Origin of the sequence: Nocardioides sp., from assembly GCF_030150155.1 — a bacterium.
Classification (GTDB): domain Bacteria; phylum Actinomycetota; class Actinomycetes; order Propionibacteriales; family Nocardioidaceae; genus Nocardioides.
This window is the reverse complement of sequence record NZ_JASLGR010000034.1, coordinates 173,942-198,678: the sequence shown is the minus strand read 5'-3', so window position 1 is coordinate 198,678 and position 24,737 is coordinate 173,942. Positions and strand designations below refer to the sequence as shown.

General features: G+C 68.0%; 23 protein-coding genes. 12 read left to right on the top strand and 11 right to left on the bottom strand.

From position 1 onward, the window contains the following. Positions 1-47 precede the first annotated feature (47 nt). From Q1V88_RS11085 to Q1V88_RS11070, 4 genes are all read left to right on the top strand, one after another. On the top strand, positions 48-1,076 hold the full coding sequence (locus Q1V88_RS11085; RefSeq protein WP_300681252.1) for a hypothetical protein: 1,029 nt from the start codon (positions 48-50) through the stop codon (positions 1,074-1,076). Positions 1,077-2,413: 1,337 nt separating this feature from the next. Continuing rightward, the gene (locus Q1V88_RS11080) at positions 2,414-3,574 is read left to right on the top strand and encodes a Fic family protein (RefSeq protein WP_300681251.1); all 1,161 of its coding nucleotides are present in this window, start codon (positions 2,414-2,416) and stop codon (positions 3,572-3,574) included. Positions 3,575-3,750: 176 nt separating this feature from the next. Then, positions 3,751-4,065 (top strand): hypothetical protein, encoded by a 315-nt coding sequence (locus Q1V88_RS11075; protein ID WP_300681250.1) that lies wholly within the window; start codon positions 3,751-3,753, stop codon positions 4,063-4,065. A 268-nt stretch (positions 4,066-4,333) separates the two neighbouring features. Further along, complete coding sequence (locus Q1V88_RS11070) at positions 4,334-5,539, top strand: helix-turn-helix domain-containing protein (RefSeq protein WP_300681249.1); 1,206 nt, start codon at positions 4,334-4,336, stop codon at positions 5,537-5,539. 248 nt (positions 5,540-5,787) lie between these two features. Here the strand turns inward: Q1V88_RS11070 and Q1V88_RS11065 are convergent, their stop codons facing one another. Beyond that, positions 5,788-6,297 carry a hypothetical protein gene (locus tag Q1V88_RS11065; protein WP_300681248.1) on the bottom strand — a complete coding sequence of 170 codons (510 nt, stop codon included), beginning with the start codon at positions 6,295-6,297 and terminating at the stop codon, positions 5,788-5,790. Positions 6,298-6,407: 110 nt separating this feature from the next. Further along, positions 6,408-7,358, bottom strand: a complete 951-nt coding sequence (locus Q1V88_RS11060) for a sulfite exporter TauE/SafE family protein (protein ID WP_300681247.1) — start codon at positions 7,356-7,358, stop codon at positions 6,408-6,410. Positions 7,359-7,668: 310 nt separating this feature from the next. On the opposite strand from Q1V88_RS11060, the gene Q1V88_RS11055 reads away from it, so the two are divergent. Further along, complete coding sequence (locus tag Q1V88_RS11055) at positions 7,669-7,947, top strand: hypothetical protein (RefSeq protein WP_300681246.1); 279 nt, start codon at positions 7,669-7,671, stop codon at positions 7,945-7,947. Beyond that, on the top strand, positions 7,928-8,329 hold the full coding sequence (locus tag Q1V88_RS11050; RefSeq protein ID WP_300681245.1) for a PIN domain-containing protein: 402 nt from the start codon (positions 7,928-7,930) through the stop codon (positions 8,327-8,329). The genes Q1V88_RS11055 and Q1V88_RS11050 overlap by 20 nt, the downstream gene beginning before the upstream one ends. A gap of 92 nt (positions 8,330-8,421) precedes the next feature. Here Q1V88_RS11050 and Q1V88_RS11045 read toward each other — a convergent pair whose 3' ends face one another. Together Q1V88_RS11045 and cysD are read right to left on the bottom strand one after the other, a co-directional pair. Then, positions 8,422-9,693, bottom strand: a complete 1,272-nt coding sequence (locus Q1V88_RS11045; RefSeq protein ID WP_300681244.1) for a GTP-binding protein — start codon at positions 9,691-9,693, stop codon at positions 8,422-8,424. Beyond that, on the bottom strand, positions 9,693-10,607 hold the full coding sequence (gene cysD / locus Q1V88_RS11040; protein ID WP_300681243.1) for a sulfate adenylyltransferase subunit CysD: 915 nt from the start codon (positions 10,605-10,607) through the stop codon (positions 9,693-9,695). Before cysD ends, Q1V88_RS11045 begins: the two co-directional genes overlap by 1 nt. 88 nt (positions 10,608-10,695) lie before the next feature. On the opposite strand from cysD, the gene Q1V88_RS11035 reads away from it, so the two are divergent. Beyond that, positions 10,696-11,328 (top strand): hypothetical protein, encoded by a 633-nt coding sequence (locus tag Q1V88_RS11035; protein ID WP_300681242.1) that lies wholly within the window; start codon positions 10,696-10,698, stop codon positions 11,326-11,328. A gap of 50 nt (positions 11,329-11,378) precedes the next feature. Here the strand turns inward: Q1V88_RS11035 and Q1V88_RS11030 are convergent, their stop codons facing one another. The 4 genes from Q1V88_RS11030 to cysC form a co-directional block, all read right to left on the bottom strand. After that, positions 11,379-12,788, bottom strand: coding sequence for an ATP-binding protein (locus Q1V88_RS11030; protein WP_300681241.1), 1,410 nt, complete (start codon positions 12,786-12,788; stop codon positions 11,379-11,381). A 146-nt stretch (positions 12,789-12,934) separates the two neighbouring features. Then, on the bottom strand, positions 12,935-14,101 hold the full coding sequence (locus Q1V88_RS11025) for a nucleotide sugar dehydrogenase (RefSeq protein ID WP_300681240.1): 1,167 nt from the start codon (positions 14,099-14,101) through the stop codon (positions 12,935-12,937). A gap of 25 nt (positions 14,102-14,126) precedes the next feature. Then, a complete protein-coding gene (locus Q1V88_RS11020) occupies positions 14,127-14,897 on the bottom strand; it encodes a 3'(2'),5'-bisphosphate nucleotidase CysQ (RefSeq protein WP_300681239.1) in 771 nt (256 codons plus the stop codon). 475 nt (positions 14,898-15,372) lie between these two features. Then, complete coding sequence (gene cysC, locus Q1V88_RS11015; RefSeq protein WP_300681238.1) at positions 15,373-16,809, bottom strand: adenylyl-sulfate kinase; 1,437 nt, start codon at positions 16,807-16,809, stop codon at positions 15,373-15,375. Between the two features lie 23 nt (positions 16,810-16,832). Between cysC and Q1V88_RS11010 the strand changes: the two genes are divergently transcribed. From Q1V88_RS11010 to Q1V88_RS11000, 3 genes are read left to right on the top strand one after another with little or no spacing between them, the layout of a single operon-like run. Further along, the gene (locus Q1V88_RS11010) at positions 16,833-17,765 is read left to right on the top strand and encodes an asparaginase (protein ID WP_300681237.1); all 933 of its coding nucleotides are present in this window, start codon (positions 16,833-16,835) and stop codon (positions 17,763-17,765) included. 16 nt (positions 17,766-17,781) lie between these two features. After that, positions 17,782-18,063, top strand: coding sequence for a DUF2516 family protein (locus Q1V88_RS11005; protein WP_300681236.1), 282 nt, complete (start codon positions 17,782-17,784; stop codon positions 18,061-18,063). 17 nt (positions 18,064-18,080) lie between these two features. After that, positions 18,081-18,455 (top strand): phosphomannose isomerase type II C-terminal cupin domain, encoded by a 375-nt coding sequence (locus Q1V88_RS11000; protein WP_300681235.1) that lies wholly within the window; start codon positions 18,081-18,083, stop codon positions 18,453-18,455. 18 nt (positions 18,456-18,473) lie between these two features. Here Q1V88_RS11000 and rfbA read toward each other — a convergent pair whose 3' ends face one another. After that, entirely contained in the window at positions 18,474-19,352 is an 879-nt protein-coding gene (gene rfbA / locus Q1V88_RS10995) for a glucose-1-phosphate thymidylyltransferase RfbA (RefSeq protein WP_300681234.1), read from the bottom strand. Between the two features lie 52 nt (positions 19,353-19,404). Between rfbA and rfbB the strand changes: the two genes are divergently transcribed. Next, positions 19,405-20,415 carry a dTDP-glucose 4,6-dehydratase gene (rfbB, locus tag Q1V88_RS10990; RefSeq protein WP_300681233.1) on the top strand — a complete coding sequence of 337 codons (1,011 nt, stop codon included), beginning with the start codon at positions 19,405-19,407 and terminating at the stop codon, positions 20,413-20,415. A gap of 4 nt (positions 20,416-20,419) precedes the next feature. Further along, positions 20,420-21,817 carry a bifunctional dTDP-4-dehydrorhamnose 3,5-epimerase family protein/NAD(P)-dependent oxidoreductase gene (locus Q1V88_RS10985; RefSeq protein WP_300681232.1) on the top strand — a complete coding sequence of 466 codons (1,398 nt, stop codon included), beginning with the start codon at positions 20,420-20,422 and terminating at the stop codon, positions 21,815-21,817. Between the two features lie 44 nt (positions 21,818-21,861). Here the strand turns inward: Q1V88_RS10985 and Q1V88_RS10980 are convergent, their stop codons facing one another. Beyond that, the gene (locus tag Q1V88_RS10980) at positions 21,862-23,319 is read right to left on the bottom strand and encodes a sugar transferase (protein WP_300681231.1); all 1,458 of its coding nucleotides are present in this window, start codon (positions 23,317-23,319) and stop codon (positions 21,862-21,864) included. A gap of 423 nt (positions 23,320-23,742) precedes the next feature. Further along, entirely contained in the window at positions 23,743-24,714 is a 972-nt protein-coding gene (gene galE / locus Q1V88_RS10975; RefSeq protein ID WP_300681230.1) for a UDP-glucose 4-epimerase GalE, read from the bottom strand. Positions 24,715-24,737: the final 23 nt, after the last annotated feature.

Genomic DNA, 24,737 nt, shown 5'->3' with positions numbered 1-24,737 from the left:
ATCCTGTTCGGATGGCACGGTACATTCGGTCTGTCAGGCGTATCTGCGTGCCTCTCGTTGCGATTTCCGCTTCCGCTATCATGGTGTCTTATCGTTTCTTGTTTAGCGGACTGTCCCATGGGGTTTTCGTTGCCCTATTGTCGGGCGCAGTATCGGTCTCATGCTGTATTTGTTGGGTCACCGATGCGAATGTCCTGTTGGCCAATGGTCGTCACCTTGCGTTTGCTACGTTGAATCTGGTTCAGCCCTTGTCGAATTTTGTTTTTCTTCTTTTCCTTGTCTGTGTCGACTGGCTTTCGCTTGAGACGTATATTTATCTGTACACCTTTACTGCTTTTCTGTGTGTGTGTACATCGACCGTCCTTGTTCGCGTTTCATTTCGTGGTTCTGGCCTGCCTTTGGGTGACATTCTGTCGGATTCCTCCCGATATGTGGGAGGTCAGCTCTCCGAGGCTGCATCGTATCGCCTAGATCAGGCGTTGTCGGTTTCGCTTGCAGGTGCCACCCAGGCTGGTCTTTATTCGGTTTCAGCCACCATCGCGCTCGTTCCCCTAGGATTTGCTCAAGCGCTTCTTTCGCGATCGTTTGCGGGACTACTCTCGTCTTCAGGGAGGGATCAATCGCTCCGTCTGACGCTCCTCTTTCGGGCGACTACGGCGATCGGATTTCTCGTTGGGCTTGTAGGTGCACTACTTTGCCCACTAGTTGTGCCAGTGCTGTTTGGCCCCGGATTCTCTGGTGCAATATTTCCGGCGATGGTGGGTCTGGGGGGCGCAGTTTTCTTGATGATCGCGTACGTGGCGTGTGGTGCGCTGACTGCTTTAGGCCTCCCCTGGCGAATGACGTCCGCGCAGGTGTCCGGTCTTGTAGTGAGTCTAGTTTGCATTTTCTTCTCTGGCCCGAGAATGGGTGCTCTTGGTTTCGCCATTGCGGGTGTCCTGGGCTATTTGGTGACGGCGGTTTTTGCCGTATGTTCGCTTCCTAAGGTGCCGTGGTCTTGCTTCTTTCCTACGATTTCGGGTGTCGTTATCGCGGTCCGCTGGCTATTCGGTCGACCGGTTCACGTTTCCCGTTGAGCTTAGGAGATGGACGTGGTTGAGGAGTCCGTGCCCTGGTTTTTCCCTGAACGGCTGACCAGGTGGCTGTAGGGCATATGAGGATACTCCTTAGTGGTAGCGGTGAGTTTGTTGGAATGAGCTTCGATGGGACGCCTCTTTTTGGGGTTGTCCGTCTGCAACTCGACTTCGCTCGGTGCCGTTGTGTCGGTCCTGAGGGTGAATCTCATCTATGGTTAGCGGCCCCGTTCTCTGGGGGACCGGTAGAGGGGTCGAGCCGGCGGGGGGTGGGGGGAGGATGACGATTACCGAGGCCGCGCGTAGGGAGTAGGTTTCCGGGCTAGTTTGGGGCCTGGAAACGCTGGCTTTTGGAAGCTATGACGACCGGGTTGGTTGGCGCGTCGAAGCGAGCCAGCGGCCTGGGAGGTCAACTCGAGGCCGAGGTCGCGGATCGGTCTTCAGATGCTTGGTGTGGTATCGGTCGGATTGGGTGTAGGACTCAGCCTGAGGCGCGGTTGGGTCCTTCGCCGGCTTCGAGTTGAGGGCTTGGCGCCAGGATTTTGTTCCGCCGCGTGGGGGAGAGAATGTCGAGATTCCGGGGTCGGACTGGCGTGGTCGCTAGGCCGGCGTCCGCGGCGGTGTCGCCTGTCTTTCAGAGGGTGGGCCTGGTTCTCGGGCCAACCGCGACATCGCTGTAGGTCAGCGGTCTGCGAGGTAGGCGAGTGAGCCACTAGGTGGCTAGGTCTTACTGGTGGTATAGGGAACGTGAAGACGGCCTCGGGCGCCGCCGGCTAGATCGCCCGCAAGGCGGCCCGCCGCAACGTCGTTGTGGAGCATCTCGGCCCCACGCATTCCGATGTCGAAGTCACTGGGTTCCCCCGGTTGGTCTTGGCCTGGCTGTCCGAACCGATATCGAAGGGGGCCGTGGCCCGGGTGCTTGGCGGGCTCGGCCTGAGGTCAGGACGCCGCAGCACTCTCCCCGCGACCTTGCCGCGGTGCATTCGAGTGCCCGATGCAGAACGCCGTGGGTCAACGTCGTACGAGGCTCGGCGGCGCGGCCGCAGGTTCTGGTCGTGTCGACGGGTAACGGGTCACGAAGCACGCGCTCGGCCCCGCAATGACAGAATCAGGCGTCTGTCGTCGATTCGGCAATTCAGCCCGGTGGAGCGCTCGTCAATGGGCTGTCCGACAACCTCAAGTCCGAGTTCGTCAAGGCGGGTGGGCTTGGTCAGGTCAGGGCATCTGAGGTCGACCGCGCCGCCTGCCCGCGACCGACGCGCCAGCCGTCCACGCGGCCCGAACTGCATCCTAAGTATAGGGTGGGAAGATAGCCTATACTTTCGTCCGGAGGTGTCCGCGTGGCGCACTGGGAACGTGTGACGGTCGCCCCGAGCTTCACCGGGGTCACCAGTGCCGAGCGCCGTGGTGGCTCGTATCAGCGTTACCACCCGGATCCGATGGCCCGCGCTGGCGAGGTCCTGACGCTGGAGGCGTTGGAGTACGTCTACGACGTACACGCGGCGCTTCGGGCGTTGGGGGAGAGGCTACGGGCGCGGCCGTTGCCGCTCCTGTATGCCACCTTGGTCCGGTCGGAGGCGATCTCGTCGTCATGGATCGAGGGAGAGCGGGAGACGCCGCGCAACATCATGGCGGCGAGGCTTGGCGACGATCAGGTGTCGCCACCGGCTCGCGAGGTCGCCCGCAACGTCGAGATCATGCGGACTGCTGTCGGCGGCACGCTGGGTCGAGCCTGGTCGCACGACGATCTGTGGGACGTGCACCATGCGCTCGTGCCTCGGCTCGACCGTGGGTATCGCACCGGGCAGGTGTGGATCGGGGGCCGCTCGCCGCTGTCGGCGCAGTACGCCGCTCCGCCCGCGGCGTCAGTGCTCGCCTCGATGGACGACCTGCTTCGCTACGCCAACACCAGCGGGGACAACCCGCTGGCCCTGGGTGCCTTGGTGCACGCGCAGTTCGAGACGGTGCACCCGTTTCCCGACGGGAACGGACGCGTCGGACGGGCCTTGTTCCATGCTGCCCTCAGCCGCGCGCATGTCGTCACCGGCGGCGTGCTGCCGCTCTCGGTCGCGCTGAAGGACGACGTGCCCGGCTATGTGCAGGCACTGACGGCGTACCGCCACGACGGCGACGATCCTGACGTTCGCCGCGCCGCAGTGTCACGCTTCGCCCTCCGATTCGTCGAGTACGTCGAGCGGAGCATCGTGCTCACCGAGCAGTTCGCCGACGACGTCGAACGGATCGAGTCCCGTTGGCGGGACGCCCTGTCGGGGCGGCGCAGTGACTCATCGGTGCATCGGGCTGCCTTCGCGGTGCTGGTCGAGCAGCCGGTCGTGACGGCGGCCTATCTCCAGGAGCAGCTGGGGGTGACGAAGATGGCGGCCCACACCACGTTGGACGCCCTCCTCCAGGCCGAGATCGTGCGCCCGGCCGGCGGCAAGCTGAAGCGGTCGAACCTCTACCAAGCCACGGAGATCCTCGACCTGCTGGAACCGCGCTGAGCCTGGCGAGCGCTCGGCGACGCGCATCAGGTGCCTTGGTTATCAGGCGCGTGACAAGTTCTGCGGAACTTGGCTGGCCGCTCTGGTTCCCGGGGTTGCCCGCTCCCTAACCTGTGATCAAGGTGGAAGGCATGGGGGAGACGCCGTTGTGGTTCAGTCCTGGAAGGGGGCCTGGCATGTATTCCGTCCCGAGTGATGAGACCTGGGAGTACGCCCATGTGCCCCCGGAGCAGCGTGGTCGGGGGAAGTGCTTCTTCCCGAACCAAGCCGACGGTCTCCATGATGTGCTGCGCGTCGACCGCTTCGCCCGTACCCCACCGGAGTACTTCGCGATCGCTGACTGCCGGCCGCTGCTGGCGTACGAGAACTTCGACATTCCCTGGATCGACGACGTCCCCGGCCTGAGCGAGGCCGAGCGGGACCTGCGAGAGGCTGCCTTCTGGGAGGCGTTCTTCCAGGGGCGGACGCCCGAGGATCCGCTCGAGCCCTGAGGCTCGGTCCGGCGGAGCTCAACCCAAGCGGGTCAGGATGCCGGCGCAGTGGCGGACCTCGCCATTCGTACGACGACACAACTTCAATGTCGTCGAACGACGACAAGCTAGACCTGTTGCCGAACGACGACATCGAACGTGGAGTGACTGGCTGTCAGTGGAGCCCGTGAGTGCAATTTGTTATCCGCATGACAACACTCAACCGATGTGACACGTACCCCACCGAAACGCTTGCTTGGGTACCAGACTGCGCTTGGACTACCCCTCTGTGACGACTGGGGAAGCGATGGTGCAGTTGACGGCCGAGAAGCGGCAGCGCCTGCACGACGGGCTATCGGCCTTCGCCGACCGCACCACCCACTCGATCAAAGCGCGGATCTCGGCGTACGCCGGCCCTGACGGGGGCGCTCGGCACCGGTTGATCCACCTCGCGGTGAAGTCGGCGATGAGCCACTTCCTGCACACCATCGAGGCCGAGGGGCACCCGAGCAACGCCGGGGTCAGCGACCTCTACCGCCGGATGGCCTGGGGCGAGGTCGACGAGGGCAAGAGCCTGGTCGACCTCGAGGAGGCGATCACCCTCGCCCACGTCGCCGCACTCCAGTACCTGATCGAGTCCGCCGACCGCGGACTCCTGCCGCGGGGCAGCCTGGTGCTGATCGCCCATGACCTCGCCGCGTTCATCGGCTACCTCCGCGAGGAGATCCAGACCGGCGCCGACCTCAACTACGCCTCGCCGCTGCCGGACCGCTCGCAACGGACCCTGATCCGGTCGCTGTTCGCCGAGGACGAGGAGGCGATCGCCCGACAGGCCGAGCACCACGGCTGGAGCCTGCCCGACCGCGCCGTCGTCCTGCTCGCTCGCCCCGGCGGGTCCATCGCCTGGCCCGCCAGCGGGCTCTCCTCCTTCGCCTGCGACCTCACCGCCGAGCACGCCATCTTCCTGGTGGCACCCGACAAGGCTGACGACCTCGCCGCCGAGCTGCGCGGGCTCGACCCCGCCCTCCAGATCGCGCGCTCGCTCGACGTACCCCTCCTCGACGTCGGTCACGCCCGGCACTGGGCCACCCGGCTCTTCGACCTCGCCGATCTCGGCGTCATCCCCCAGCGGCCGGTGCTCGACGCCGACGTCGAGACCACCCAGCTGTGGCTGCAAGGAGAGCCGGTACTGCGCCGCGAGCTCGTTCGGCTACGCCTTGCTCCGCTGAGCACCGAAGGACGTGCCTCGCAGACGGCCCTCACCCAGACCCTGCTCACCTGGCTGGTCACCCGCGAGTCGGCGCCCGAGCTTGCCCGGCGGCTCGGCATCCATCCGCAGACGGTGCGCTACCGGTGGCGACGGATCAGCGAGCTGTTCGGGGCCGACATGCAGGACCCCGGCACCCTGATGCAGCTGTGGATGGTGCTCCAGTCCAGCGTGCCCCGGTGGAACGCCGGCGCGGACGAGGAGCTCGCTCACTGGCGTGGGCGCTGACGATCCCCGCGCGACTCTCGGGCGGGCATCAGGGACTTTTGTCACGGAGGTGACAAGTCTCTGGTCCCGTCGCCTGTGTCACTAGTCACAAGCGCCACCGTGGGGTTAGCGTCGGCATCAGTGAGTGCTAGCGACGCATAGCGACGCATGAGATGGCGCGACTTCAATTCACTGACGGCGGCCCTACGTGAATTCGGGGCCGCCGTTGGTGTGTGCTGGTGGGCTCCGGTGCTCTGGAGCTCTGAGGCTCAGGTCGACGTCGTCCAGGTGTTGGCCATCGGGCCGCCCAGATCCGGCATGGCGTTGGCGGTCTCGGTCGGCGGCGTGGGCTTGCTGCGCTGCTTCACCGGGACCTCCCAGGCCAGGAAGGCGACGAAGAGGCCGAGAGTGGCGAGAAGCGGGGCGCCCCAGTAGAGCAGGACGTGATGGTTGAGCAGGCTGAGGCCGTTGACTCTCAGGTGGGGGAGCACGGACAACGTCGTGAGGGAGCCGAACGAGATGTTGAAGACGACGTGCGCCGCGAGGATCCACCCCGGCCAGAAGAACCGCAGCGGCGCGACGGCCTGCACCAGAGCGACGGCGCCGACGACTGCTGATCCGACCAGGTCGGCCCGGGTCGCCCACGTCTGGGAGACCGCCAGCATCGGGTCTCCCGGCACCATCTCCACGACGAACGCGAGCGTCGCCACCCCGAACACGGCGTAGCTGATACGGAGCAGTCGGGAAGGGGCGCCGCCGAGGAACCGGTTCGTGGACATGCCCGAACTGTGCCACGACAGCGTCGTACGCGGGCAGCATTGCGGCAGGTGGCGTGGCTGTGTGGGCGTGTGGATGCCTCGCCTTGCGGCGAGGCAGGCCGGAGCGATTCTCAGGTGAGGGGCGATCGGCCGCGGTCCGGCTGCTCGGCCGTCGTCGACTGGTCGGCCGAGCGCCAGGCGGAGCGGTTGTCGTCGAACGCGGGCAGCCCGACGACGTGCCGGACCGCGCCCCAGGCCAGCGGGCCGAGCAGCAGCATGCCGGCGCCGAGGATGCCGATCCAGGTGGGGGAGACCCCGAGCATCTTGAGGCCGGTCAGGGTCAGCACGATCACGATGCCGCGTCGGATCACACTCTGGTTGATCCACGAGGAGATCCGCGCGCCCAGGTAGGTGCCGGGAGTACCGCCGATGATCAGCGGGATCAGGACGGACCAGTCCACTCCCATGTTGAGCACGTGACCGACTGCCGCGGCCAGCACCAGCGGCACCGCCTGCACCAGGTCGGTGCCGACCAGCTTCACCGCGCTGAGGGTCGGGTACAGCATCAGCAGCGCGACCATGATGAGCGAGCCCGAGCCGACGCTGGTGATCCCGACCAGGAGGCCGCCGACCGCGCCGACCAGGAACGTCCACCCCGGCCGGAGGGTGATCTCGTTCGAGGTCACGTTGCCGGAGGCCAGCAGGCGTTGCTGGAGCAGGATCCGCAAGGTGTACGACGCCGCCGCGAAGAGCAGCGCTACGCCGATCGCGGTCATCAGGATGTCGTCGGTGCGTGCCGGGTCGAACGCCTTCACGATGAACCCGCCGACGAACGCGAACGGCACCGATCCGGCGATCAGCCAGCCGGCCAGCCGCAGGTTCGGCGAGCCCTGCTTCCAGTGCACTGCAGCGCCGACCGACTTGTTGATCGACGCTGCGACCAGGTCGTTGGCGACCGCGGCGGCGGGGTTCACGCCGACGAAGATCAGTGCCGGCGTCATCAACGCGCCGCCGCCCATGCCGGTCAAGCCCACGACGATGCCGACGCCGAAGCTGATCAGGAGCACTGAAAGGCTGTCCACAATGATCTAGTCTCCCAGGTTTCTGGACTACTGCGTGGCTCTAGCGAGTCCGTGGACACCGACCTAGGCTCCAGGAATGACGACCGAGGTTCGCACGGCTGCGTGTCCACGGGGGTGCGGCGGCACCCTCACCATCCACGATCGCCCCCTCGAGCGCGCCGGCCACGACGGACCGGTCGGGTGGGAGGTGGTCGGCGTCAGGTGCAGCATGGGATGCCAGCTGCGCACCGGGGAGGTGCCGCGGCGGGCCTGATGGGCGCCTGTGGATAACTCAGCGCACGTACGACGGAAATGTGGCACGCTCCGCGCCATGAGCGATGCAGTAGTACTGGAGTATGATTCCCGTGTGGCTGAGTCGAAGGTGCGCAAGACACTGACGCTTGATCCCGAGGTCGTCGAGGCGTTCGGGGGAGACGCGCGAGCGCTGTCGGCGGCCGTGAATGACGTGCTGCGAGCAGAGGTCGAGCGACGGAACCGGCGCCGGGCCCTGCGTGAGTGGCTCGACGAGCTGGAGGAGAAGTTCGGGCCGCCGGACCCTGCGGAGGTCGAGCGGGCGAAGGAAGTCTTCCGTGGTCTCGCTCGTCCTTGACGCCGAGGCACTGTCGTCGGTCGCTCGCGGAAAGGCGGCCCATGTTCAGGCCTACCTCGTCGCCGCGTGCGACTCGGGCGTCGATGTCATGGTCCCTGCGGCAGTGCTCGCCGAGCTCTATCGCGGCCGTCACCAAGAGCAGGTGATCGACTCCTACCTGAGCAGAGCCGACCGAATCCGCATCGTCGACACCGACCGCATCCTCGCGCGCCGGATCGGACACCTCGCGGCCGCGGCCGGGATGGGGTCGGAGCACCACGTCGCCGCGACCGTCGCAGCGGTGGCCGTGACGGAGGGTCCCTCGGTGGTGCTGACCGGTGACCCTGACGACCTGCGTCGTCTCACGGCCCAGATCGACCACGTCATCGTCGAGGCGATCTGAGCCGTCTCGAGAACGACGAGAACGGCCCTTCACCTCGCGGAAAAGGGCCGTTCTCGTCGGTCTCGCTGCGGCAGCGCGCCGCCGGAGGGTGATCAGCCGTTGATCATGCCGGCGCCGACGGTGACGCCGGTCGCCTCGTCGATCAGGATGAAGGAGCCGGTGGTGCGGTTCTTCGAGTAGGGGTCGGCCAGCAGTGGCGCGGTGGTGCGCAGCTGGACGCGGCCGATCTCGTTGAGCCCGAGCTCGTGGGTGTCCTGGTCGCGGTGCAGGGTGTTGACGTCGAGCCGGTACTGCACGTCCTTGATCAGCGCGCGGGCGCTGCGGGTGGTGTGCTTGATCGCCAGCTTCTGGCGCGGCTTGAGCGGGGCGTTGGTCATCCAGCAGACCATCGCGTCGATATCCTGGGTCGGCTCCGGGGCGTTCTTGATCCGGGCGATCATGTCGCCTCGGCTCACGTCCACGTCGTCGGTCAGGCGGATCGTGACGCTCATCGGCGGGAACGCCTGGGCGACCTCGGAGTCGAACAGGTCGATGCCCTCGATCGTCGACGTCATGCCGCTGGGCAGCACGATCACCTCGTCGCCGGCCTTGAGCACGCCGCCGGCCACCTGTCCGGCGTAGCCGCGGTAGTCGTGGAACTCGTCGGAGTGGGGCCGCACGACGTACTGCACCGGGAACCGTACGTCGACCAGGTCACGGTCGGAGGCGACGTGGACGTTCTCCAGGTGGTGCATCAGCGTCGGACCGGAGTACCAGTCCATGTTCTTCGACCGCTCGACCACGTTGTCGCCCTGGAGTGCCGAGATCGGAATGACCTCGAGGTCGGGGACGTTGAGCTTCGTGGTGAAGGCGGTGAACTCGGCCTGGATCCGGTCGTAGACCTCCTGGTCGTAGTCGACCAGGTCCATCTTGTTGATGCACAGCACCAGGTGGGGGACCCGCAGCAGGGAGAGCAGCACGGCGTGCCGGCGGGACTGCTCGGTCAGCCCGTGGCGGGCGTCGACCAGGACGAGGCCGAGGTCGGCGGTGGAGGCACCGGTGACCATGTTCCGGGTGTACTGCACGTGCCCGGGGGTGTCGGCGATGATGAACTTGCGCTTCGGTGTCGCGAAGTAGCGGTAGGCGACGTCGATGGTGATGCCCTGCTCGCGCTCGGAGCGCAGGCCGTCGGTCAGCAGTGACAGGTCGGTGTAGTCGTGGCCCTTGGCCTCGCTGGTGCGCTCGACCGCCTCGAGCTGGTCGTCGAAGATCGCCTTGGAGTCGAGCAGCAGGCGCCCGATCAGGGTCGACTTGCCGTCGTCGACGGAGCCGGCGGTGGCGAAGCGAAGCAGGTCCATGCCGCCTGACGCGATGGTGGTGGCCATCAGAAGTAGCCCTCCTTCTTGCGGTCTTCCATAGCCGCCTCGCTGAACTTGTCGTCACCGCGGGTCGCGCCGCGCTCGGTCACCCGGGCGGTGGCGACCTCGTCGATGATCTCGTCGATGGTGCCGGCGGTGCTCTCGACGCAGCCGGTGAGGGTGATGTCGCCGACGGTGCGGAAGCGGACGGTGCGCTCCTCGACGACCTCGCCGGGGCGGCAGGGGTTGTACGGCGTCTCCGAGAGCAGCATCCCGTCGCGCTCGAACACCCGGCGCTGGTGGGAGTAGTAGATGCTCGGGATCTCGATGCCCTCGCGACCGATGTAGTCCCAGATGTCGAGCTCGGTCCAGTTGCTGATCGGGAAGATCCGCATGTGCTCGCCCTCGTGCAGCCGCCCGTTGTAGAGCGACCAGAGCTCGGGGCGCTGGTTCTTCGGGTCCCACTGGCCGAACTCGTCGCGGTGGGAGTAGACCCGCTCCTTGGCGCGGGCCTTCTCCTCGTCGCGGCGACCGCCACCGAAGGCGGCCGTGAACTGGCCCTCCTCCAGGGCGTTGAGCAGCGTGCCGATCTGGAGGCGGTTGCGCGGCGTCTTGCCGTCGTCGACGACGATGCCGTTCTTGATCGCCTCCTCGACGCTGGCGACGATGAGCTTCGCGCCGAGGCGGTCGACCCAGGCGTCACGGGTCGCGAGGACCTCGTCGAAGTCGTAGCCGGTGTCGACCTGGAGGACGGGGAACGGGATCTTCGCGGGGTAGAACGCCTTCTCGGCCAGACGCATCATCACGATGCTGTCCTTGCCGCCGCTGAACATGAGGACGGGCCGCTCGAACTCGGCGGCCACCTCGCGGAAGATGTGGATCGACTCGGCCTCGAGCTGGTCGAGCTGGCTCAGCCGATAGTCGGAGTGGGTCGCGGACATGAGCCCGACCCTAGCGGCCTGACCTGTGCCAGACGACGTGTGGGGCCACTTTGTTCACGGGTCTGATTTGTTCAGATATTATGAACACATGGTTGATGTGAACGACCTGATGGAGGCCGTCCGCCGACACATCGAGAGCGCCGGGCCGGAGTGCTCGGTCCGCCTGGAGAACTCCCCGCTCTCGGCCGCCGACGCCGACGCCACCATCGCCCTGCGCTGGGGAGGATCCCGCCAGCGGTTCGCCGTACACGTCATGGAACGGGTGCGGATGGAGCGGGTCCTGGCAGCGCGCGCGGACCGTGGCGGCATGGTGGTGGCGCCCTGGATCAGTACGACGATGGGGCGCCGGCTCTCCGAGGCGGGCGTTGCCTGGGCGGACTCGGTCGGGAACATGGCGATCCGCTTCGGCATGGTGCTCCTCGAGGTCTCGGGCAGACCTCGTCCTGCCGCCCCCGCCCAGGTGGGGCCGCCGGTCCGGTCGGTCAGCTTGCTGACCCCTGCCAATGCGCGGGTGATCGAGGCGTTGATCGCCGATCCGTCGGTGCGCGACGGCTCACTGCGGGCGCTCGCAGCGGTCGCCGAGGTCTCGGTCGGGCAGGCGCACAAGGCCTCGACGCTGCTCGCCTCGGCAGGCTTCCATCGAGACCGGCTCGGGCCCGATCAGATCGAGGCATTGGCTCGGCTGGTGCAGGTCGGGTCGGCACCGCTCGGGTGGGACTGAACTACTCTCAACTACTCTAAAAATTTTAGTGTTAGAGTAATTGAGAGTAGTTAGAGGACCTCCCAGACTGCCCTCGGGTCACGGGAGGATTGGCCCTCCCATCGAACGAGACCGGCCTCTCGTAAGGCATTGAGGTGGCGGATCACGGTAGGCCGCGTCAGCCCGGACAACTCCTCGATCTGTCCTGTTCCGAGGGGGCGGCCGACGGGGCGAATGGTGTCCAGCAAACGTAACGCCCCCGGTGCCAGCTCGTCGCGGAGGGCCTGGGGGATGGCATCGGTAGCCGAGAGAACGAGGCGCACCGATGTCTGGGTCTGGGTGTAGATCGGGTCGACCAGCCCTCGGCTTTGCATCTCGTCGAAGATGCGACGGATTCCCTCGCCCAGCTCTTGAGCGAAGCCGAGATCCGCGCAGACACGGGCGATCCGGGGGTTGCGGGCATAGCGCCGGATTTCGAGTGGACTATCTGGGTTTCCCAAGCCTGGGAACCGGCCCGGGCTCGAGATTTCGATCCGATTGGGAAAGATCTCAACCCGGATGTGATCACCGGCGGCGCTGTAGGACCGGTGGATGACGGCGTTGACCAGGCCCTCCAGCCAGGCATCCTCGGGGATGATCGGGTGACCAGCGAAGCGTCCTTGATCGCCGAGGGCGCGGCGCGTGGGGACGAGGCGGGCGATTACCTCGCGTGCTTGCTCGATCTGTTGGGGGATAGAGCCTTCGCACCGGATGTCCGAGGCGTCATCGAGGTTCTGGCCGCGACCGGACCCTCGTTCGATGTCGTGATATCGCAGCACGCGGACCAGGGCGTGGGGGTACTTTCGCTGCGGATGATCCGCGAAAAGCAGATACGCGGCTACAGTCAACTCCCCGTTGAGTCCAGTCAGTCCGCGGGCGGCGAGCATGTCGGGGACGGAGGACGAGCCGAGCTGCTCCTGGTACGCCCTCGCTGGGGCGGTGTCGACATCGGCGAGAATCGCCGACACGGGTGTGCCGTCAAACGGCGCAGCGCCCCGATCGAACTCGAGTTCCTGGCGCAGTGTGAACCCCAGGCGCTTCGATTCGTCCCCGACGCGCAGGAACGCATCTCCATTATCCAACTCGTGAACGTGGTCGCCGGGGTCGACTCGGACGATGAGCAGGCTGCCGTGAGCGTCTTCCTGGTCGAGGTCGATCTGCTCGAGGCGGGCGCGGACGGGCGGTCGTGTGAACTCGATGGCGGCTTGGCGCAGGTCGTTGATCTGAGGTGCGGTGGCAGGGTCGAATCTTCCGTCATGGACTCCGATGACGATGCAGCCGCCTTCGGCATTGGCCATCGCGACCTCGACCTTGGCGAGGTCGCGAGGCTTGATCCGTCCCGACTTTCGCTCGAACCATTGGCCCTCGGGGAGTGCCGCCAAGGCGCTGATCAAATCGGCAGGGTGGCTGGCGATCAGTTGGTCGACCTCGGCGCCGTACATCGAACTACTCTAACATTTTTAGAGAGCGAGCAGGGGACGTTGCGACGTGGGATCTCGACGGTGCGGAACCCGGATCTCGCGCGTGGTGAACCCGGAAGTCGGCGGTGGTGAACCCGGATCTCGCGCGTGGTGAACCCGGAAGTCGGTCAGTCGCGGCCGTAGATGTCCCGGGTGTAGACCTTCTCGGCCACGTCGTCGAGCACGTCGGTGCGGCGGTTGGCGATGATCACGTCGGCGCGGGCCTTGAACTCGTCGAGGTCGCGGATCACCTCGGAGTGGAAGAAGGTGTCCTCGGTCATCGCCGGTTCGTAGATCACGACCTCGACGCCCTTGGCCTTGATCCGCTTCATCACGCCCTGGATGGAGCTCATCCGGAAGTTGTCCGAGCCGGCCTTCATGATCAGCCGGTAGACCCCGACCACGGCGGGCTTGCGGCGCAGGATGTCCTCGGCGATGAAGTCCTTGCGGGTGGTGTTCGCCTCCACGATCGCGCTGATCAGGTTCTGCGGCACGTTGCGGTAGTTCGCCTGGAGCTGCTTGGTGTCCTTGGGCAGGCAGTAGCCGCCGTACCCGAACGACGGGTTGTTGTAGTGCGACCCGATCCGGGGGTCGAGGCCGACGCCCTCGATGATCTGCGCACTGTCGAGCCCGTGCAGGGCGGCGTACGTGTCGAGCTCGTTGAAGTAGGCGACCCGGAGTGCGAGGTAGGTGTTGGCGAACAGCTTGATCGCCTCGGCCTCGGTGGGGTTCGTGAACAGCACCGGGACGTCGTCGTCGATCGCGCCCTCGAGTAGCAGGTCGGCGAACTGCTTGCCCTCGGGGCTGAGCGAGCCGACCACGATCCGGCTCGGGTGCAGGTTGTCGTAGAGCGCCCGGCCCTCGCGCAGGAACTCCGGGCTGAAGATGATCGAGGCGTCCGGGTGCTCGGTGCGCATCCGCTCGGTGAAGCCGACCGGGACGGTGGACTTGATGATCATCGTCGCGTCGGGGGCGATCGTGAGGACGTCGGCGATCACCGACTCCACCGAGGCGGTGTTGAAGTAGTTGGTGCGCTCGTCGTAGTCCGTCGGCGTCGCGATCACGACGAACGACGCGCCGGTGTAGGCCGCCTCCTTGTCCAGGGTCGCGGTCAGGGTGAGGTCTCGGGTGGCGAGGTACTCGTCGAGCTCGGCGTCCTCGATCGGCGAGCGCCGGTCGTTGATCGTCGCCACCTTCTCCGCGGAGAGGTCCAGGGCCCAGACCTCGTGGTGCTGGGCGAGGATGACGGCGTTGCTCAGGCCTACGTAGCCGGTTCCGGCGATCGCGATCTTCACGCTGGGAGTCTAGGACGCCGGGCCGTCAGGGCAGGTCGAGCCCGGCGAGGATGCCCAAGACCCGCTCGGCGAACTCCGGGCGGCAGACCAGCAAGTCGGGGAGGTACGGCGAGGACTGGTTGTAGATCAGCTCCGACCCGTCCACCCGGCTGGTGTGCAGCCCCGCGGCGCGAGCCACGGCCACCGGGGCGGCCGAGTCCCACTCGTACTGGCCGCCGGCGTGCACGTAGACGTCGGTGACGTCGCGGACCACGGAGAGGGCCTTGATCCCGGCCGAGCCCATCGGGACCACCTCGGCGCCGAGTGCCTCGACCAGCGGCGCGACGAAGGCCGGCGGCCGCGAGCGGGAGACGGCGATCCGGATCGGGCCCTCGGTGCGGGCCGGGACGACCGGGGCGCCGGGGCCGGTGGTGAAGACCTCGCCCAGGGCGGGCTGGGCCACCGCGCCCGCGACCAGCTCGCCGGACTGCCACAGTGCGACGTGCACCGCCCAGTCCTCGCGCGGCGGCTCGGAGAACTCGCGGGTGCCGTCGACCGGGTCGATGATCCAGACCCGCTCGGCACTGAGCCGGGCGGGGGAGTCGGCGGCCTCCTCGGAGAGCACGGCGTCCTCGGGTGCGAACGCGGCCAGCAGGTCGGCCAGGACGACCTGGGCGGCCTGGTCGCCGGCGTCCTTGAGCTCCTTGCCCTCCAGGCCGGAGTCGGCACGCACGGAGAGCAGCCTCTCGCCGGCCTGCGTGGCGAGCCAGGCGGCGAGGTCGTGGTCGGAGGCGAAGTCGGGCACTGAGTCAGGCACGGGCGTCACCCTACCGACATCGGGTGGCATAGACCGGTGGCGTGATCTGCGGTGATCGGCTCACCTGTCGCGACGTCGGGCCGAAGGTGCCGTCATGGTGATCATCGCGGTAGCCCTCGTGGGGCTCGGACTGTGGTGCTGCACTGCTGCTGTCATCGGACTGCTCTGCGGCAGGACGTTGGCTGGTCCAGAGCCCCGGGGTGGGCTAGACCGAACGCTGGTGGCGGAGCAGCGTCCCAGGACCCTCAAATCCACAATCGAGTAACAGCAAAGGCGTCGAATACAAGTCGACACCCACGCGTCACTTTCGACGCCCAGACTCTGACGCATGCGTTGGTATCGGAAGTGGCGCCGCAAGGCCGACTGTCGACGGAAGTACGGGACTGCCTGCCCGCACCTGGAGCGGCACTCGCCCCGGCCCAGCTAGGGCTGCGCCCAGCCTCAGCGAGCGCGCGTCGAGGTGCGCGGAGGTTGCTCAGCGCAGCAGCGCCGGGATCACCACGCCGAGCCGGCGGGTGATCTCCGCGGCGCACGCCCGTGCCGCCTCCGGACCGCGCCGATACGGGTCCGCGATGTCGTTCTCGCTGCCCGCCGCGCCCCGATGCCGCGCCAGCTGTGCGAGTACGTCGTCACGGCCCAGCCCCGGCTCGAGCCGCTCCACGCCATCGGCAGCCTGACCCAGGCTCAGCACCTTGCGGAACAGGGTGGGGTGGTCGTCGAGGATCCGGGTGCGGTGGCCGGCCTCGGCGGTCAGCACCAGGTCGGCCTCCTCCAGCAGCGCGCGGGTGAGCGGCTTGCTGCGGAAGTCGCCGGCGCTGATGCCGTCGAGGGTGGCGGCCATCGTGGGGTCCATCTCGTGGGCCTCGAAGCCGAGCGTGCCGGCGGAGTCGAACACGATCGGGGCGGCCTCAGAGGCCCCGGCGGCCCGGGTCGCCATCGCTCGGGCGGTCAGCTCCATGAACGGGCTGCGGCAGATGTTGGCGGTGCAGACGAAGAGCACCTTCAGCGGCCCGGTGGAGCCGGACACCGCCCCGGAGCCCTCCGTGGCCGACGTACCGACCACTGGCGTGGCAGCGATCAGGGCCCGCACCTGCGCGACGGCGTCGTCGACGGGGACGTCGACCGTGTTGATCACCAGGTCGGCGTCGGTCGGCTCCTCGTAGGGCGAGGAGATCCCGGTGAACTCGGGGATCTGCCCGGCGCGGGCCTTGGCGTACAGGCCCTTGCGGTCGCGGCGCTCGCACTCGGCCAGCGGGGTGGCGACGTGGACCAGCACGAAGCGGGCACCGGCCTCCTCGGCCATCCGGCGGACGTCGCGGCGGGTCTCGTCGAACGGTGCGATCGGGGAGCAGATCGCGGTGCCGCCGTTGCGGGCGATCTCGGCGGCGACCCAGCCGATCCGGCGGATGTTGGTCTCCCGGTCCTCGCGGCTGAAGGTCAGCCCGGCGGAGAGGTTGCGGCGTACGACATCGCCGTCCAGGGAGGTGTAGAGCGCCCCCTCGGCGTCGTAGGAGGCCATCAGGGACCGGGCGATCGTCGACTTGCCCGAGCCGGACAGGCCGGTGAAGAAGACCACCAGGCCGCCGCTCGGCTTCGGCGACGCGGTCACCACCTCGGGCGAGCCCAGCTGAGCGAGCACGGCCGCCAGACGCGGGTCGTCGGCCCGGATCGGCAGCGCCGTGGTCCCGTCGGCAAGCGCGGCCAGCGCGGCCAGCGTCGCCTTGCGGTCACGCAGGTGCCCGACCAGCGCCACCCGGGCGGGAGCGGCCGGGAGGACGTCGAGCACCAGCGGTGCGCCCTCCTCGTCGACCAGCTCGACCCCCTCGGTGCCGGGCACCGGTCCAGGGATCAGTCCGGCGGCCGCCAGGGTGAGGTCATCGATGGTGGCCTGGTCCGGATGGATCTGATTCACGCCCCAGATCTTAGGGTGGAGCGGTGAGTGAGGTTGTCGCAGAGATCATCAGGTCGGGGTTCGTCGAGGGTCACCACTACGGCTCGGCGGTGACGTTGAACGCTGCGGGCGAGGTCGAGCGCTCCGTCGGAGACCCGACGGCACCGTTCCTGCCGCGCTCGGCGAACAAGCCGCTCCAGGCGCTGGCGATGCTCGGGCTCGGCCTCGACCTGCCGCCGCACCTGCTCGCCCTGGCGTGCGCCTCGCACTCGGGGGAGGAGATCCACCTCGCCGGGGTCCGCGAGCTCCTCGGCAGCGCCGGGCTCTCCGAGCAGGCGCTCGGCAACATCACCGACTGGCCCTACGACCCGGCCGAGCGTGACGCGTGGGTGCGCGAGGGCCGCGAGCCCAGCCGGATCGCGCAGAACTGCTCGGGCAAGCACGCCGCGATGCTGGCGACCTGCGTCGCCCGGGACTGGCAGCTGTCGGGCTACTTCGAGACCGACCACCCGCTCCAGCTCGGCCTCCTGCGGGGCTTCGAGGCGTTCACCGGCGAGCAGGCCCAGGTCACCATCGACGGCTGCGGCGCCCCGCTGTTCTCGGTCTCGCTGGTCGCCCTGGCCCGGGCCTACCGCACGATCGCGCTGGCCACCGAGGGCGACGCCGCCCGAATCGGTGAGGCCATCCGGCGCCATCCCGAGCTGGTCTCGGGCACCCGGCGCGACGAGCTCCGGTTGCTCACCGCCCTGCCTGGAGCGATCGGGAAGTTCGGCGCCGAAGCGGTCTACGTGGTGGCGCTGCCCGACGGCCGGACCGCCGCCCTCAAGATCGACGACGGCGCCGACCGGGCCCGCCCGATCGTGATGTCGGCGCTGCTGCGCTCCCTCGGCGTGGACGACGAGACGGTCGACGAGCTCGGCCGCCACGTCCTCACCGGCGGCGGTGTGCCGGTAGGCGAGATCCGCGCCACGATCTGACCGTAGGATCGCCGCTATGGATCTCCTGGGGCTGCCGCACTACGTCGCGCTGGTCGTCTACTTCGTGCTGCTGGCGGTGAAGCTGTTCGCCTTCATCAACTCGCTGCTGTGGTCCGAGGAGCACTACCGCGCTGCGGACAAGTGGTCGAAGGGCGGCTGGGTCGCCGTGACCGGCATCGCGGCCCTGCTCCAGGTCTTCCCGGTCGTGCCCGGACTCGTCAATCTTGCGCTCACCATCGCAGCGTTCGTCTACTTGGCGGATGTTCGTCCGGCAATGGCGTCCCTGCGGCGGCGTTGATCCCTTAGGGTTTCGCCGTGCTGGGAGATGAGATCGGGGACGCGGCCGAGCGCCCGTGGGGCAGCTGGGAGGTCCTTGCCATCGGTGAGGGCTACAAGGTCAAGCAGATCCGGGTGAAGCCGCACTCGCGGCTGTCGTACCAGACCCACGCCTTCCGCGGGGAGCACTGGGTGGTCGCCGCCGGGACCGCGACCTGCGTCGTGGACGGCGAGACGGTCGTCGCCGGCACCGGCGGCTGTGTCGACGTACCGATCGGGATTCCGCATCGGATCGGCAACGCCCACGACGAGGAGCTGATCATCGTCGAGGTGATGCGCGGCTCCTACGTCGGCGAGGACGACATCGTCCGCCTCGAGGACGACTTCGGTCGCGCCGACGCCGACTGCTGCTGAGGCAGCCCGCCCGAGCGCTCAGTCCTTGAGCAGGTCGAGCAGGTAGGTGCCGTAGCCGCTCTTGACCAGCGGCGTGGCCAGGGCCTCGAGCTCGCCGTCGGTGAGCCAGCCCATCCGCCAGGCGATCTCCTCCGGCGCGCCGACCTTGGTGCCCTGGCGGTGCTCGATCGCCCGCAGGTAGTTCGCCGCCTCGTTGAGGTCCTCGACCGTGCCGGTGTCGAGCCAGGCCGAGCCACGCGGCAGCACCTCGACCGAGAGCGTCCCGGCCTCCAGGTAGATCCGGTTGAGGTCGGTGATCTCCAGCTCGCCGCGCGCCGAGGGCTTCAGGTTGCGGGCGTGCTCGATCACGGAGTTGTCGTAGAAGTAGAGCCCCGGCACCGCGTAGTTCGACTTCGGCACGGCCGGCTTCTCCTCCAGGGAGACGGCCCGGAAGTCGTCGTCGAACTCGACCACGCCGTACGCCGTCGGGTCCGAGACCCGGTAGCCGAAGACGGCAGCGCCGTCGAGGTCCTCGAACCGACGCAGCTGGGTGCCCAGCCCGGAGCCGTAGAAGATGTTGTCGCCCAGCACCAGACCGACGCGCTCGTCGCTGCCCTCGGTGAGGTGGCCGACCTCGGCGGCGATGGTGAACGCCTGCGCCAGGCCGTCGGGGGAGGGCTGCTGGGCGTAGGTCAGCCGGACCCCGAACTGCGAGCCGTCGCCGAGCAGCCGCTCGAACGCCTCGGCGTCGGTGGGCGTCGTGATGATCAGGATGTCGCGGATCCCGGCCAGCATCAGGGTGGACAGCGGGTAGTAGATCATCGGCTTGTCGTAGACCGGCATCAGCTGCTTGCTCACCGCGAGGGTGATCGGGTGCAGTCGAGAGCCGGTGCCACCGGCGAGGATGATTCCCTTCACAGCGGGCCATCTTAGGCCCGGGTGGCGGACGGCCCCCGTAAGATGGTCGACCGTGCGCAAGATTCTCGTGACCGGCGGCGCCGGGTTCATCGGCTCCAACTTCGTCCACCATCTCGTGCGGACCACCGACGCACAGGTGATCGTGCTCGACAAGCTCACCTACGCGAGCACCGAGGCGTCCCTCGCCGGGCTGCCCGCCGACCGGGTACGGCTGGTCGTGGGCGACATCGCCGACGCCGCCGTGGTCGACCCGCTGGTGGCCGAGCTGACCGGCCCCGACGACGCCGTCGTGCACTACGCCGCGGAGTCGCACAACGACAACTCGCTGTCCGACCCGGCGCCGTTCATCCAGACCAACATCATGGGCACGTTCGTGCTGCTCGAGGCCGTGCGCAAGCACGACGTGCGGTTCCACCACGTCTCCACCGACGAGGTCTACGGCGACCTGGAGCTCGACGACCCCAAGCGGTTCACCGAGGACACCCCGTACCAGCCCTCGTCGCCGTACTCGGCCTCCAAGGCCGGCTCGGACCACCTCGTCCGCGCCTGGGTGCGCTCCTTCGGCGTGCGCGCCACGATCTCGAACTGCTCCAACAACTACGGTCCATGGCAGCACATCGAGAAGTTCATCCCGCGCCAGATCACCGAGATCATCGACGGCCGTCGGCCGCGGCTGTACGGCGACGGACTCAACGTCCGTGACTGGATCCACACCGAGGACCACTCCTCGGCCGTCCTGGCGATCCTGGAGCGCGGTCGGATCGGCGAGACCTACCTGATCGGGGCCGACGGCGAGAAGTCCAACGTCGACGTCGTGCGTGCCATCCTGCGCGCCTTCGGCCGCGACGAGGACGACATCGAGTGGGTCACCGACCGCGCCGGCCACGACCGCCGCTACGCGATCGAGTCGGGCAAGCTGCGCACCGAGCTCGGCTGGACGCCGGCGTACCAGGACTTCGACAAGGGCATCCTCGACACGATCACCTGGTACCGCGAGCACGAGGACTGGTGGAAGCCGATCAAGGCCGAGACCGAGGCCAAGTACGCGGCCCAGGGGCACTGAGCCGATGACCGAGCTGAGCGTCCAGAGCACCGACATCCCCGGGCTCCTCGTCGTCACCCTGCCGGTGCACGGCGATGCCCGCGGCTGGTTCAAGGAGAACTGGCAGCGCGAGAAGATGACCGCGCTGGGCCTGCCCGACTTCGGGCCGGTGCAGAACAACATGAGCTTCAACGCCGCCCGCGGCGCCACCCGCGGCATCCACACCGAGCCGTGGGACAAGTTCGTCTCGGTGGCGACCGGGCGGGTCTTCGCCGCCTGGGTCGACATGCGTGAGGGTGACTCGTTCGGCGCGACCTTCTCGATCGAGATCGGCCCCGACGTGGCGGTCTTCGTGCCGCGCGGTGTCGGGAACTCGTATCAGGCGCTGGAGGACGGCACCGTCTACTCCTACCTGGTCAACGACCACTTCGTCGCCGGGAAGACCTACCCGGCGCTGTACCTGGGCGACGAGACGGCCGCGATTCCGTGGCCGATCCCGCTGGACTCGCCCGAGGTGGAGATCTCCGAGAAGGACCAGCGCAACCCGCGACTGGGCGACGTCGTCGCGATGAAGCCCAAGAAGACCCTCATCGTCGGAGCCCGCGGCCAGCTCGGCCGCGCCCTGGCCGCGGTCTTCCCCGAGGCCGACCAGGTGGACCTCGACGAGCTCGACATCACCTCGCCCGCCGCCGTGGCGGCGTGGCCCTGGAGCGAGTACGCCGTCGTGCTGAACGCGGCCGCGTACACCGCCGTGGACCTCGCCGAGACGCCCGAGGGACGGGTGGCCTGCTGGGCCGCCAACGCCCTCGCCCCAGCGCTGCTGGCCCGGGTCGCCGCCGAGCACCGGCTCACCCTGGTCCACGTCTCCTCCGACTACGTCTTCGACGGCACCGCCACGGTGCACACCGAGGACGAGGCGTTCTCCCCGCTGGGCGTCTACGGCCAGTCGAAGGCGGCCGGTGACCTCGCGGTCGCTGGCGCCCCGCGGCACTACATCGTGCGCACCTCCTGGGTGATCGGCGAGGGCAACAACTTCGTCCGCACGATGGCCTCGCTGGCGGCCAAGGGCGTCTCGCCGTCCGTGGTCGACGACCAGATCGGCCGTCTGACCTTCACCGCCACGCTGGCCGAGGCGATCGCGCACCTGGTCGGCTCCGGGTCGGCGTACGGCACCTACAACGTGACCAACTCCGGTGACCCGCTGTCGTGGCAGCAGATCGCCGCGGAGGTCTTCGCGCTGTCGGGTCGCACGCGCGAGGACGTGGCCGGGACGACGACGGAGGCGTACTTCGCCGGGGCGCTGGAGTCGGGCAAGCCGATCAGCCCGCGCCCGCTGAACTCCGTGATGGGCCTGGACAAGCTGGAGGCCGCCGGGTTCGTGCCGGGGGACCAGCTCGAGGCGTTGCGGGCGTACCTGGCCTGAGAGTCGGCCGACTGCCGGTTGGGGAGGGCGGCGGCGCCTAGTACCTAGTAGGCGCCGCGCGAACCGAGTACGGCGCCCAGGGTGCGTCCCAGGATGGTCAGGTCCTGCGTCATCGACCAGTTGTCGATGTAGTACAGGTCCAGCCGCGCCGACTCCTCGACCGAGAGGTCGTTGCGGCCCGAGACCTGCCACAGCCCGGTCATGCCGGGGCGGACGTGGAGCCGGCGGCGCAGCGCGTCGTCGTACAGCGCGACCTCGCGGGGGACCTGGGGCCGGGGCCCGACCAGGCTCATGTCGCCGAAGAGGACGTTGAACAGCTGGGGCAGCTCGTCGACGGAGAAGCGTCGCAGCCAGCGACCGGGCCGGGTGATCCGCGGGTCGTCCTTCATCTTGAACAGCAGCGCGTCCACGCCCTGCTCGGCCTGGAGCTGGGCGACCATCGCCTCGGCGTCGACCACCATCGTGCGGAACTTGAAGCAGCCGAACTCCGCGCCGTCCTTGCCCACCCGGGTCTGGCGGAAGAAGACCGGGCCGCGGTCGTGCAGCTTCACCTGGAGCGCGGCCAGGGCCAGCAGCGGGGCGCAGGCCAGGATCAGCAGCGCGGAGCCGGCGACGTCGAAGCTCCGCTTCAGCCAGCGTCCGGCGAACTCGTAGCGCGGCGACTCCATGTGGATCAGCGGCAGCCCGCCGACCGGGCGGGTGCGGACGCGCTCGGCGGAGAAGCCAGTCATCGCGGGTGCCATCACGAGCTGGATGTCATGGCGCTCCAGGTCCCAGACCACCCGGCGCAGGTCGGCGGCGGTGCGCTGGGTGCCACCGGTGAAGAAGAGCACCTCGACGCCCTCGAGCGAGGTCAGGTCGACGTGGCTGTTCGCGTCGCCCAGGATCGGGATGCCTGAGGCGGTCTCAGTGCCGGCCACGCCGCCGGGGGCGAGCGCGCCGACCAGGTGGTAGCCGAGCCACGTCTCGCGCCGCAGCACGGCGGCGATGTCGTCGATCTGGGCCTCGCCGCCGGCGATCACGGCGCGCTGGAGCAGCGACCCGCGACTGCGAGCGGCGTGCAGCGCCCGGCGCAGGCCCCAACGGCCGAGCAGCAGGAGGACGGTCCCGATGAGCGCCACCAGCACGAAGAAGCCCCGGGAGAGCTGGAACTTGAGCAGGAAGCAGGAGACGCCGACCAGCGCGATCGCGTAGAAGCTCGCCCGGGTGATCAGCTTGTACTCGTCGGGCCCCTCGCCGAAGACGGCCGAGCGGTAGCCGCCCATCAGGAAGATCATCGCGATCCAGCCGAGGCCGAGGTAGGGCGCGACGTCGTTGGCCATCGAGCTGACGTCGGCGGAGTCGTGGAAGAAGTCGAGCTGGGCGCGGCCGATGACGGCGGCCACGGTGGCGACCACGATCGCGACGGTGTCGATCACGAAGGCCGTGTAAGGGAGTGCCTGGAGCGCGCGTGACGGGCTGCCGACGATCAGTCGGCTCCCGCGCTCAGACAGGGTGGTCACAGTTCTCCCAGGGACGACCGGAAAAAGGGGGGGGCAAGGGTTCGCATTCCCTACGCGCCACGAGCGGTCTGAAAGCGGTTCTTTACTCTAAACAGCGCGCGTCGTCCGTGCTGGGGAATCGAGAAATCTCCCGCGCCTCGTTGCGCTTACCACACGGGCGTACGGCGCCCATCATGTCCATATCCTGCGGTGCGCGGAAGCGTTATCGAGGAAGTCGTCGCGCCCGCTCACGAGGGCTTATAACGATCTTGACAAAACAGGGTGACGAGGCCGCGGAGAATGACTAGACATTTCCTGGCGATGGTCCCGGATAAATGGGATAGACGACCTAGGGGTCCTAGTACTGTCGCACTAGGACCCCTAGGGTTCGGTGGCCGATCGGGTCGGCTCCACGTGGTGGGCGCTGGGCTCAGCGCTCGGGGCTCAGCGCGGGGCCGAGGCCCAGGCCGAGGCGACCATGTCGCGCAGCGAGTGCCGCATCTCCCAGTCCAGGTCGCGACGGGCGAGCTCGCCGGTGGCGACGATCCGGGCCGGGTCGCCCGCACGACGCGGGGCGACCTCGGGGGTGAAGTCGATCCCGGTCACGTCGGCGACCGCGTCCATGATCTGGCGGACGCTGGCACCGTCGCCGGAGCCGAGGTTGTAGACCCGTTCCAGCTCCTTGCCCGCGGCCAGCGCCTGGGCCGCCACGACGTGGCTGTGCGCCAGGTCGGCGACGTGGACGTAGTCGCGCACGCAGGTGCCGTCCGGGGTGTCGTAGTCGTCGCCGTTGATCCGCGGCGTCGCGCCCTCGGCCAGCGCCTTGAAGACCAGCGGGAAGAGGTTGTGCGGGCTGGAGTCGTAGAGGTGGTCGGCCCCGGAGCCCACGACGTTGAAGTAGCGCAGCGAGGTGTGACGCAGATCGTGGGCCCGGCCCACGTCGCGGATCAGCCATTCCCCGATCAGCTTGGACTCGCCGTACGGCGACTCGGGCTGCGTCGGCGTCTCCTCGGTGACCAGGTCGACATCGGGGGTGCCGAAGGTGGCGGCGCTGCTGGAGAAGACCAGCTGCTCGACGCCGGTGGCCAGCATCGCCTTGAGCAGCAGCGAGGTGCCCTGGACGTTCTGGGTGTACGTGTGCAGCGGCTTGGTGACTGAGACCCCGGCGTACTTGAACCCGGCCAGGTGGATCACGCCGGTGACGCCGTACTGCAGCATCGTGTTCTCCAGCAGCGGCTGGTTGAGGATGCTGCCCTCGACGAACGGCACGCCGTCGGGGACGAACTCGGCCAGGCCCGAGCTGAGGTCGTCGATCACGACCGGGCTGAGCGTCGGGTCGGTCGCGCTCGCCTCGACGAGGGCCTTCACCACATGAGAGCCGATGTATCCAGCGCCGCCAGTCACAAGCCAGGTCATTTCAAGGACTCTATAGGTTGAGT